This is a genomic window from Marivita hallyeonensis (genome assembly GCF_900129875.1).
GTDB classification, from domain to species: Bacteria; Pseudomonadota; Alphaproteobacteria; order Rhodobacterales; family Rhodobacteraceae; genus Marivita; species Marivita hallyeonensis.
Map to the genome: position 1 here is coordinate 1,026,654 of NZ_FQXC01000001.1, position 10,665 is coordinate 1,037,318.

Annotated in this window: 9 protein-coding genes, 1 tRNA gene and 1 pseudogene; 6 read left to right on the forward strand and 5 right to left on the reverse strand. The window is 59.4% G+C overall.

Annotated features, from left to right (window positions below; all coding sequences use genetic code 11):
• Positions 1-38: 38 nt before the first annotated feature.
• On the reverse strand, positions 39-1,712 hold the full coding sequence (gene ctaD, locus BUA42_RS05240; RefSeq protein ID WP_072776580.1) for a cytochrome c oxidase subunit I: 1,674 nt from the start codon (positions 1,710-1,712) through the stop codon (positions 39-41).
• 525 nt (positions 1,713-2,237) lie between these two features.
• On the opposite strand from ctaD, the gene BUA42_RS05245 reads away from it, so the two are divergent.
• Positions 2,238-2,672, forward strand: a complete 435-nt coding sequence (locus BUA42_RS05245; RefSeq protein WP_084066113.1) for a pentapeptide repeat-containing protein — start codon at positions 2,238-2,240, stop codon at positions 2,670-2,672.
• A gap of 20 nt (positions 2,673-2,692) precedes the next feature.
• Here the strand turns inward: BUA42_RS05245 and lipB are convergent, their stop codons facing one another.
• Positions 2,693-3,364: a lipoyl(octanoyl) transferase LipB gene (gene lipB / locus BUA42_RS05250; protein ID WP_072776581.1), complete on the reverse strand. Its 672-nt coding sequence runs from the start codon at positions 3,362-3,364 to the stop codon at positions 2,693-2,695.
• Positions 3,365-3,608: 244 nt separating this feature from the next.
• Here lipB and BUA42_RS05255 point away from each other — a divergent pair, with 244 nt between their 5' ends.
• Positions 3,609-5,306 (forward strand): peptidoglycan-binding domain-containing protein, encoded by a 1,698-nt coding sequence (locus BUA42_RS05255; protein WP_072776582.1) that lies wholly within the window; start codon positions 3,609-3,611, stop codon positions 5,304-5,306.
• 81 nt (positions 5,307-5,387) lie between these two features.
• On the opposite strand, the pseudogene BUA42_RS05260 reads toward BUA42_RS05255, so the two are convergent.
• Both BUA42_RS05260 and BUA42_RS05265 read right to left on the reverse strand, forming a co-directional pair.
• Positions 5,388-5,570, reverse strand: a pseudogene (locus BUA42_RS05260) (lipoyl(octanoyl) transferase LipB); the annotation flags it as partial.
• Positions 5,571-5,577: 7 nt separating this feature from the next.
• Positions 5,578-6,354, reverse strand: a complete 777-nt coding sequence (locus BUA42_RS05265; protein WP_072776583.1) for a LytTR family DNA-binding domain-containing protein — start codon at positions 6,352-6,354, stop codon at positions 5,578-5,580.
• A gap of 93 nt (positions 6,355-6,447) precedes the next feature.
• Here BUA42_RS05265 and BUA42_RS05270 point away from each other — a divergent pair, with 93 nt between their 5' ends.
• The gene (locus tag BUA42_RS05270) at positions 6,448-6,939 is read left to right on the forward strand and encodes a DUF2306 domain-containing protein (protein WP_072776584.1); all 492 of its coding nucleotides are present in this window, start codon (positions 6,448-6,450) and stop codon (positions 6,937-6,939) included.
• A 70-nt stretch (positions 6,940-7,009) separates the two neighbouring features.
• Positions 7,010-7,096: transfer RNA gene (locus tag BUA42_RS05275), tRNA-Leu, on the forward strand.
• Between the two features lie 24 nt (positions 7,097-7,120).
• Here the strand turns inward: BUA42_RS05275 and BUA42_RS05280 are convergent.
• Positions 7,121-7,960 carry a hypothetical protein gene (locus BUA42_RS05280; RefSeq protein WP_143152616.1) on the reverse strand — a complete coding sequence of 280 codons (840 nt, stop codon included), beginning with the start codon at positions 7,958-7,960 and terminating at the stop codon, positions 7,121-7,123.
• A 390-nt stretch (positions 7,961-8,350) separates the two neighbouring features.
• On the opposite strand from BUA42_RS05280, the gene BUA42_RS05285 reads away from it, so the two are divergent.
• Together BUA42_RS05285 and BUA42_RS05290 are read left to right on the forward strand one after the other, a co-directional pair.
• Positions 8,351-9,643 (forward strand): amidohydrolase family protein, encoded by a 1,293-nt coding sequence (locus BUA42_RS05285; RefSeq protein WP_072776586.1) that lies wholly within the window; start codon positions 8,351-8,353, stop codon positions 9,641-9,643.
• 34 nt (positions 9,644-9,677) lie between these two features.
• A complete protein-coding gene (locus BUA42_RS05290; protein ID WP_072776587.1) occupies positions 9,678-10,661 on the forward strand; it encodes a BMP family protein in 984 nt (327 codons plus the stop codon).
• The last annotated feature ends 4 nt before the right edge of the window (positions 10,662-10,665 follow it).

Genomic DNA, 10,665 nt, shown 5'->3' on the forward strand with positions numbered 1-10,665 from the left:
TGCGGGGCCTTTTGCTTTGGTTCGGATCAGACGTACGCCTAGTGCGCGTGCTGCTTGTCCCAGTCTTCCCGCTTCGGAAGCTGCTCGAACGTGTGTTCGGGCGGCGGGGAGGGCAGGGTCCATTCCAGCGTATCCGCGTATTCGTTCCACGGGTTCTTCGCGGTCTCGACCCGGCCTGCGCGCAGGCTGTAAACGATCACGCCGATGAAGAAGAGGAACGAGGCGAAGGACAGGAATGCGCCCCAGCTGGAAATGTAGTTCCAGTAAGCGAATGCCTCGGGATAGTCGATGTAGCGGCGCGGCATGCCCTGACGGCCCAGGAAGTGCTGGGGGAAGAAGGTCAGGTTGGCCCCGATGAAGAAGGTCCAGAAGTGCAGCTTGCCTGCCCATTCCGGGTACATGCGACCGGTCATCTTGGGGAAGTAGAAGTAGATCCCCGCGAAGATGCCGAACACGGCGCCAAGGCTCATCACGTAGTGGAAGTGCGCCACGACGTAGTAGGTGTCGTGATAGGCACGGTCCACGGCAGCCTGAGACAGAACGATGCCTGTCACACCACCCACGGTGAAGAGGAACAGGAAGCCGAACGCCCAGAGCATCGGGGTTTTGAACTCGATGGAGCCGCCCCACATGGTGGCGATCCAGGAGAAGATCTTCACCCCTGTCGGCACCGCGATGACCATCGTCGCCAGCATGAAGTAGGACTGCTGGGTCAGCGACATGCCAACGGTGTACATGTGGTGCGCCCACACGACGAAGCCCAGAGCGCCAATCGCGATGATCGCCCAAACCATCGGCAGGTAGCCGAAGACGGGCTTGCGGCTGAACGTGGCGACCACGTGGCTGATGATGCCGAAGGCCGGCAGGATCACGATGTACACTTCCGGGTGGCCGAAGAACCACAGGATGTGCTGGTACAGAACCGGGTCACCGCCGCCTGCAGGATCGAAGAATGTGGTGCCGAAGTTCCGGTCGGTCAGGAGCATGGTGATCGCGCCCGCAAGAACTGGCAGGGCCAGAAGGATCAACCAGGCAGTGACGAAGATCGACCACGCGAACAGCGGCACCTTGAAGAGCGTCATGCCCGGTGCGCGCATGTTCAGGAAGGTGGTGATCACGTTGATCGCACCGAGGATGGAGGACGCACCCGATACGTGGACCGCGAAGATCGCGAGGTCCATCGACATACCGCCTTCGGTCGTCGAGAGCGGTGGGTAGAGCACCCAGCCCACGCCCGAGCCAAGCTGACCGTTACCGCCCGGCGCGAAGACCGAACAGACCGCAAGCGTCGTACCGGCGACGAAGAGCCAGAAAGACAGGTTGTTGAGACGCGGGAACGCCATGTCCGGCGCGCCGATCTGCAACGGCATGAAATAGTTGCCGAAGCCGCCGAAGAGCGCCGGAATCACCACGAAGAACATCATCAGGATGCCGTGTCCGGTGATCAAAACGTTCCAAAGGTGCCCGTTGGGGGTACATTCACCGACCGCCGCTGCGGTCATGCGTGCGCCCTCCATACACATGTACTGAACCCCGGGGTTCATTAGTTCCATGCGCATGTAGACGGTGAAAGCCACCGAGATGAAGCCCGCGATACCGGCGGCGATCAGGTAGAGAATCCCGATATCCTTGTGGTTCGTGGACATGAACCACCGGGTGAAAAAGCCCCGTGTGTCCTCATGCTCGTGGCCGTGAATGGCGGCGTCTGCCATATCTGCCTCCTGCTGGTTCCCAATAAAAAGGCGCAAGGAATCCCGAGCGCCATTTTTGTCATCCCTCTTTTAGAATGTGTCGAAGGTGTCAGCAACGGACGTATTTGACGCAGATCAATCCTTATTGTCGCATGCGCGCGTGCTGTGGATTCCTGCACTCTTCGCCCGTTTTCAAGAGAAAACAATGGGTTGTTACCCACTCTTCCATTGATGCGTTGTTGCGCTCCGGTAGGCTGCGCTGACGAGGTCAGAGCACGGTGGGGGCTCACCGGTGGAGGTGTTGGACGGACGTGACGCGGAGCATCGCACCTCGTCGCTGCCGGGCATCGGAGAAGCGCGTCTAAGCGTTGAGCCGGCCTTTGCTGGAAGACCGGCTGACAAGAGGTGCTGCGCTACGCGCTTGGTGCCAATGACCGATGCGCCTGTCGGCAGACGCCATGCGGATTTGGCGGCGCCTCCCTTGAAGAGCGCCCTCTCGATCCCATCTGAATTTGAGACGCACCTTTTCATGAACCGGACCCGCCCATGTACGCCATTCCTCTTGTCGCCACGCTGCTCTTGGCGGCACAAAACGCGTCTGCGGATCCGAATGCTGAAATCCGTATGCTCGGAAATTGCGCGGATTGCGCGATCACCGGCGAAGACTATTCGGACCGCCCGCTCATGGGCCTTGACCTGAGCAATGCAGATGTGAGTGATGTCGACTTTTCCAATACGTCGATGTCGGTGGCCGTGCTGGATGGCGCGCGGCTGAACGGTGTGAACTTTGATGGTGCGGACCTGCGCGGGGCCACTTTCGTGAATGCGCGCCTGTCGAACGTGTCCTTTGCTGGTGCGGACTTGACCGGAGCGGTGTTCGAAGGGGCGGTTCTGGTCGACAGCGATCTGAGCGCGGCGCGCTTGTGCAAGACCCAGCTGCCTGACGACGCCATGGCAAATGACGGCTGTGGAGAGAATTGAGGTCTGAGCCCGCCGACGGTTCAGCCCGGCGTTTCTGCAGTGCGCGATGTGACGCAAGCCTCGAAATTGCGCTGCAGGGCAACGTCCACATCATCCATGGTGACCGGCAGGCCGAGATCGACAAGTGACGTCACACCGTAGTCGGTGATGCCACAAGGCACGATGCCGTCGAAATGGCTGAGGTCCGGCTCAACATTGATCGAGATGCCGTGGAAGCTGACCCAGCGGCGCATGCGGATGCCGATCGCTGCGATCTTGTCTTCGGCCATGCGCCCGTCGGCGAGCTTTGGTTTGTCGGGACGATCGATCCAGACACCGACACGTCCTTCGCGGATATGTCCGGTCAGACCGAACTCGCCCAGCGTCGCAATCACCCAGCGTTCGAGGTCCTGTACGAACCGACGCACGTCGCGGCCGCGCTCCCGCACGTTGAGCATGGTGTAGATCACGCGCTGCCCGGGACCGTGATAGGTGTACTGCCCGCCACGCCGGGTGGGGTGGACAGGGAAGCGGTCGGGATCCCTGAGGTCGGTCGCCTCGGCACTGGTGCCGGCGGTGTAGAGCGGCGGATGCTCCAGCAGCCAGATCAGCTCGTCCGCTTCGCCACGCGCAATGGCGTCGGCGCGTGCCTCCATGTCGGCCACCGCCTTTTCATATCCGGTCAGACCCTCGGTGATGATCCATTGTACCATGCGGCGTTCAGGGCAGCAGCCCGGCCTCTTTCAGCTTGGGGAGAGATCAGGGTTTCGCACTTTTGTCTGTAGCTTTCCATAGCAAGGTGCCTTTAACCGATTTGATGTCCATATTGGTCTTCCAACTTCAAGTGTGGATAACACACGCGACGCGTGAATCATCGGTTGACAAGTCGGTGATCAGTTTCAGAGAGTGGACAGGCGTGCTTGACCGCGCTTTTGCGCAAGATTTGAAAGGTTGCCGATGTTTACTAAGATCTCAATCCGAATTGTTCTGGCTTGTAGTGTCGCTCTATCTCCTGCCGTGGCAGCTGCTAATGATGCATTGATCGGCGGTATTGTCGGCGGGATTATCGGTGGAGCGATTTCCAACCAACCGAAGCGACAAACCACAACAAAGCGAGTATATAAACCGGCGCCTGTTAAAAGGACGGTCAATACCGCGCAACGAGAAGCTAATCGACAGACGCAAGAAGCACTGAATTACTTCGGGTTCAACGCGGGAGCACCTGACGGAGTGATGGGGCGGAACTCCCGAGCGGCAGTTACAGCCTACCAAGTTCATCTTGGGTATCCGGCGACCGGCCAAGTCACTCAATTTGAGAGAGATTTTCTGATTTCTTCATATTACAGAGCTCAATCCGGTGGCGCAACTACTGCGCAACTCATCGCGCAACACCCGCAAGGCGTAAGAGGGCTACTGCTTACCTACCGTGACGAAAAACTTAACGGTGGTGCGGGCTCTTCCGCAATTGCAGGGCATTATGGTATGCCGCCGGTTGTTGCCGCTGCGGTCAATGAAATTGCAAAAAGTTCTGATCCATCCGCCGAACAACTGATCCAACGCAGTGGGTTTGTACAATTAGCCGACATAAACGGAGATGGACAAACGGATTATATTTTGGATACCTCCGTTACCGGATCTGCTTTTTGGTGTAATGCACAAGCCTGCGCTGTGCGTGTGTTTGCCTCTACCCCCGACGGATATGAACGAAACGATTTTCAGGCGTTCAATGTTTCTCCGGCGATGTTTTCTTGCACACGTGGAACGTGTTCCAAGACCAATGACGGTTCTCAATTAGCTACCGCGCAATTGATTCCACAGCAGCCAGCTCCCGTTCCTACTCTGCCGAACACTCAAATGGCATCCATTCAGGCACCAGCCGGCGTTGCCACACCAGTTCCCTCTGCTCAGCCCGTCGTCAATGGTTCGACAACTGTCGTGAATTCGGCGCCAACCATTCCGAACTTTTTCGGTGGCTCAGAAGGGACTGCCCAATCGCTCACTTCCTACTGTGCCAAGGTAAACCTGATGACGAGCGCCAATGGTGGGTTCGTGACAGAAGCATCCTTCTCCGATCCGTCCTTCACGTTGGCGGAACAGATGTGCCTCACGCGAACTGCGGTCATGGCAGAGGGTGACGATCTAATCGCAAAAGTGAGCAATGTGACACCAGAGCAAGTCACGCAGCAATGCCGGTCCTTTGGGCCTCTGCTGAAGGAGCATGTTTCCGCTGTTTCGCTGAAATCGCGAGCCGATGCGATCGCTGGCGTTTCATCATTCGTACTGTCCAGTGGAATGTCGCCTCAACAACTAACGGCTACCGCCAAGATCTGCCTGTCTGTTGGTTATCGAGTCGACGACATGGATGTCGCGATAGGTTCGGCGTTGTTACTGGCTGCCTTGGGGGATCACGCGTATGGCGAGCTCGCTGGACATCACCTAAGTCAAGGCATTGGGGCGACGAAGCGCACTGATCTAGCTGCCGAATGGTATACGGCAACACTCACAGCATTGGCGGACGGAGCTAATCCCGTATTCGTGCCAAATCAGGGAGAGCGCCTCGCTCTACTGCAATTGGCGACGTCCAGCTTGACAGGCGGAGCTACGGTATCGGAACCAGTCCAAATGCAAATCCCGCAACTAATTGTGGATCAATAAAGCTGCGTATTCATAGCACCGTGGCAATCACGGTGCGCCGCATAATGCCACATCGGTTTCGTCGATCGCTCAATCTGACGAGCGGTCGGGATCCCTGAGGTCGGTCGCCTCGGCACTGGTGCCGGCGGTGTAGAGCGGCGGATGCTCCAGCAGCCAGATCAACTCATCCGCTTCGCCACGTGCAATGGCGTCAGCGCGTGCCTCCATGTCGGTCACCGCCTTTTCATATCCGGTCAGACCCTCGGTGATGATCCATTGTACCATGCGGCGTTCAGGGCAACAGCCCGGCCTCTTTCAGCTTGGGGAGGTTGGCGCGGCTGACGGGAATGTCGGGTCCGTGAGACATCGACAGAATGGCGCGGTCGCCCTGGCGGGTGACGGACGTCACCTGATCGTAGCTGACCCAATGCGAGCGATGCACCTGCGCGCCACGCAAAGGTTCGGTCTCGCGAATGGCATCTGACAGGCGCATGAGCAGCATGTCTTCCCCGTTTGTCGTTCTGACCCGGACATAGTGGTCTTCGACCGAAAGCGCCACTATCGCGCCGCGCTTGTCGAGGGGCAGGCGGTCGAGAAGACGCGGCGGGTCGAGGTCGGCGGCCCTGACTGCGACGGGCTGCAAGTGTTGGTCGAACTGGTCGAGCACCGCCATGATGATGACGGAAATCGCGATGGTCGTCAGCGCGAAGGCAGGCCAGGTTGCGGTGGAAGGGACGATGCGGAAGACAAGCCAGTTGAGCCCGGCGATGAAGAGCGTCATGGCACAGCCGGTCAGGCAACCGGCCAGTATGACCCGAGACGCGCGCCGCGCGGGTGGGGCCTGTCCCTTCAGAAGCCGCGACCCGAAAGCATAGCCCGTGACATATCCAACACCGGTGAGCGTCGTCCAATACGCCGCACGTTCGGGCAAGGACAGCAGGTCTTGCGTGCCGAACGGCCCGACCAGCGCAAGAATCGCCGCGACGGATGCCAGCGCTGTCAGGGTCAGCGGATGAAAGACGTGCTGCCGCCATTCGCGCAGCGTGGAATGCGAAGGGTCGTTATTCACGAAGTCCAGCCGTCATTGCCGCATCCTTTGTGGCCTTTGATGCAGGGGTATCGATGTGGTGCCGCATCGAGATCAAAACGACAAGAGGACGCCATGACGCTTGTGCCCCTTTTCAACGGGTCGGTTGCCATCCAAATCCACGTGATCGCTGCCCTGATCGGAATGAGTGTCGGCGCTTTTGCGCTGTATCGCCCGCGACGTGACAGGGTGCACAAGGTGCTCGGGTATGTGTGGGTAATCGCGATGGCGGTTTTGGCGCTGAGCGCGTTTGCGATCCCCTCGACCCTTTCGCCTGTCGGGCTTGGACCTCTGCACGTGTTTGCGGTGATCACGCTCTTGTCGCTCTGGACCGGCGTACGCCATGCGATCCGCAGGGAGTTCGCGGCGCATGAGGCGGTGTTCCGCAGTCTTTATACCTACGGCCTGATCGTCGCGGGCCTGCTTACGGTGATGCCCGAGCGCACGCTCAACCGCGTGGTTTTTCCCGATGCGCCGCAGCTGGGTTGGCTGCCGGTCACAGTGTGTGTGCTATGGGTCTGCGTTCGGTTGGCGCGCCCTCGGAAGCACGACCGCCTCCAGGGGTAACCGCGATCAAATTTGCGCTTGCCCCGGCTTTGGCGTTTCGCTAATGACCCGCCTACCAAGTCAAGACAGTGCGGTCGTGGCGGAATTGGTAGACGCGCAGCGTTGAGGTCGCTGTGGGGTAACTCCCGTGGAAGTTCGAGTCTTCTCGACCGCACCAATCACTTCAGTTCAGTGCGCGGCTTCAGTCCTCATCGTCTTCCTCCATCGGATCGACGGTCAATATGGGTTTTTGCTCTTCTACCGGCATCGCGCCGCTTTCTTGTATTTCGCCGATCATCGACTCCTTGCTTTCGAGTTTAAGCTCGAAGGCGGCGAAGTAAATCTCGCGATGCGGGTCATCCGGATCTCCGGTTTCGTTCACGAAGGGGACGATCTTGCGTGCGACCCAATGGGTCTTGTTGGCAGGTCGCTTCCAGTACTGCAAGTGCTCCACATTGAAGAGCGTGTAGCCATCACCGACTTGATCGGGTTTTCCGATTTCGTCGAATAATCTGTCTATAACGGCTTGGGCGACGTTGGTAGCGCCTGAAAAGCTCGACCCGAACGAAACCATGGCTCCATTTGCCAGTGCTTTCGAATTGCTTCTAAACTCTTCGAGGATCTCTTTTGACAGGTCGTCGGAAGTGTCGAAGGCCTGCACGGTCAGCGACGCCGATGCCGGTGCGATATCTAGCGTGTCTATGACCAGTATTGTTGAGCCGATCTTCAACCGTTTGCCGACTTTGGCGTCACTATCCGACGGGGCGACCGAAAAACCGGAAGAGTTTCCATTGTGCGAAATCGAGCCAACAAAGCGCGGATCCTCATCAAAGCCAATGAATTCGTAAGATGCAGAGATGTACATCCAATCCAGACTGACGCTGAATTTGCGCCATCGCTCGCTGCCGCGAGTGATCGGAAGACGCACCTCCTGATGGGCATGAAGAATGGTGGGGGCGACCGAGTTGTAGATGCCTTTGTAGATCTGTTTTTCGGCATGACTGCCCATATTTCTGAATTTTTCTGTGGATTCAAAGCTCACAGCGACCTCCCAATCTGACTACTGAAGCGTCATTGACGTAGCGTCAATTTAACATAATTTTTTTGGCGCGGTGCTTCTTTTTGCGAAGCGCCTGTATCAGAGCTACGACCGCATATCCCGGGTTATTGAAAGACACGTGGCTCAAGACCTGGCTCGAGCCGAGTTAGGAGTCATTCCTTGGTCCAGGTCGAAGCAGATGCGGTCGATGGGGCAGAGCGATCTCCACGCCGTTCAGGTAGCCCCCTTGAGCAAAGAAAATGAGCAATGTGTCCGGCGATGGCCCGACTTATTCAGTCGAAATGCCGAATGCTGTTTTTTTCCCTCGAGACCTCGGAAACTCTTGGGAAATCTGGGCCTTGGGGGTAGCGTGTCGAAAAGACGTGGGGGGATATGCTTGATCTTTTGATCCGCGATGTGCGGTTGCCGGACGGGCGTGGGCCGCTGGATGTGGGGGTTGTCGACGGGCGCATTACAGTGATGGAGCCGTCGCTGGAGGCGGACGCGCGCGAGGTGATCGACGGGGCGGGGCGCTTGCTGTCGCCGCCGTTTGTCGATCCGCATTTTCACATGGATGCGACGCTGAGCCTTGGGCTGCCGCGGTTGAACCAGTCGGGAACGCTTTTGGAAGGGATCGCGCTTTGGGGTGAGTTGAAGCCGTTGCTTACGGTCGACGCGGTGGTCGAACGGGCGATGCGCTATTGCGATCTGGCGGTTTCGCAGGGGCTGTTGTCGATCCGGACCCATGTGGATGTGAGCACGGCGCCCTTGATCGGGGTCGAGGCGCTGTTGGAGGTGCGCAAACGGGTCGCGCCCTATATCGATCTGCAACTGGTGGCGTTTCCTCAGGACGGGCTGTTCCGGGCCGGAGAGGCGGAAGCGAACCTGGTGGCAGCGCTGGACATGGGCGTGGACGTTGTCGGCGGCATCCCGCATTTTGAGCGGACGATGGCGGACGGCGCGCGGTCGGTGACGCGACTTTGCGAGATCGCAGCGGAGCGTGGGCTACAGATCGACTTGCACTGTGATGAAAGCGACGATCCGATGTCGCGGCACGTGGAGAGTTTTGCGGCGGAAGTCACGCGGCTTGGGCTGGGAGACCGCGCGACGGCGAGCCATGTCACGGCGATGCATTCCTATGACAATTACTACGCCTCGAAGCTGATCCCGCTGATCGCGGAATCGGGGATGAACGTCATCCCAAACCCGCTCATCAACATCACATTGCAGGGACGGTCGGACACCTATCCGCGGAGGCGCGGTTTGACGCGTGTGGCCGAGCTGCGGGCGGCGGGGGTGAATGTCGCCTTCGGACAGGATTGCACGATGGACCCGTGGTATCCGCTGGGCTCTGCGGACATGCTGGAGGTGGCGCATATGGGCGTGCATGCGGTGCCGATGACCTCGCGCGAGGCGATGGATTGGGCGTTCCACTCCGTCACTTTGGGCGGCGCGGCGGCGATGGGGTTGCCGGACCCGACATTGCGCGTGGGTGGACCGGCGAACATGGTGCTCTTGCAGGCGCGCGATCCGATCGAGGCGGTGCGGCTGAAGGCGACACGGCTGGCGGTGATCCGCGACGGACGGGTGATTTCGCGCACTTCGCCACGGCGCGCAGAGCTTTCGCTGGAAGGGCGGCCCGGCACGCTGGACCCGGCGGATTACGCGCCGCCGCTGAATGAATAACCAACATAAGACGACCAACAGGAAAGGACTTGCCATGACTTTGAAGACAAATCGACGGAGCCTGATGATCGGCGCGGCGGCGACGCTGGCGCTGCCTGCCTATATCCGCCGGGTGAACGCGCAATCGGTGACGAAGGTGGCGGGCGTGCATGCCTCGCCTGTCGAGAACGCGTGGAACAGCCGTATCCATCTGGCAATGCAGCAGGCGGCAGAGGCCGGGCTGATCGAGTACGAATTCTCGGAAGGTGTGGCTGCAACGGATTATCCGCGCGCGATGCGGGAATATGCGGAAAGCGGGGTTGGCCTTGTCTGGGGCGAATCCTACGCGGTGGAGCGTGAGGCGCGCGAAGTGGCGGCGGATTACCCGGACACGGCGTTCCTCATGGGATCGTCCGGCGGGCCGGAAGGCGACAATTTCGGCGTGTTCGGCACGCGCAATCACGAGGCGGCCTATCTGGCGGGGATGCTTGCGGGCACGATGTCCGAAAGCAACGTGTTTGGGTCGGTTGGCGGCTATCCGATCCCGGAAGTGAACCTGCTCATCAACGCGTTCCGCGCAGGCGTGTCCGAGGTGAACCCGGAGGCCTCCTTCCTTAATGGCTTTATCGGCGCGTGGTTCGATCCGGCGCGGGCGCAGGAGGCGGCGATTGCGCAGATCGACGCGGGCGCAGATATTCTCTTCGGTGAACGCATCGGCACGGCAGACGGTGCGCAAGCGCGGGGCGTGAAGGCCATCGGGTCGCTGATCGACTATACGCCGCGCTATCCCGAGACGGTGTTCGCCAACGCGATCTGGAACTACGGGCCAACCATCGAGGCGATCGTGGCGGATATCCAGGCGGGCAACCCGGTGGGTAAGGATTACACCGAGTTTTCGTTCATGGAGCATGGTGGAAACGAGTTGATCTACGTGGCCGACATGGTGCCTGCGGACGCGATCCCGGCGATGGAAGCGCGTCAGGCGGCCATTCAGTCGGGTGAGTTCGAGGTACCGATCGACAATAACGAACCGGCCTGATCCT

What these genes read in the sequence shown, in the direction of transcription:
- ctaD (WP_072776580.1), bottom strand. Translation starts at nt 1,712, where the DNA reads ATGGCAGACGCCGCCATTCACGGCCACGAGCATGAGGACACACGGGGC.
- BUA42_RS05245 (WP_084066113.1), top strand. Translation starts at nt 2,238, where the DNA reads ATGTACGCCATTCCTCTTGTCGCCACGCTGCTCTTGGCGGCACAAAAC.
- lipB (WP_072776581.1), bottom strand. Translation starts at nt 3,364, where the DNA reads ATGGTACAATGGATCATCACCGAGGGTCTGACCGGATATGAAAAGGCG.
- BUA42_RS05255 (WP_072776582.1), top strand. Translation starts at nt 3,609, where the DNA reads ATGTTTACTAAGATCTCAATCCGAATTGTTCTGGCTTGTAGTGTCGCT.
- BUA42_RS05270 (WP_072776584.1), top strand. Translation starts at nt 6,448, where the DNA reads ATGACGCTTGTGCCCCTTTTCAACGGGTCGGTTGCCATCCAAATCCAC.
- BUA42_RS05285 (WP_072776586.1), top strand. Translation starts at nt 8,351, where the DNA reads ATGCTTGATCTTTTGATCCGCGATGTGCGGTTGCCGGACGGGCGTGGG.
- BUA42_RS05290 (WP_072776587.1), top strand. Translation starts at nt 9,678, where the DNA reads ATGACTTTGAAGACAAATCGACGGAGCCTGATGATCGGCGCGGCGGCG.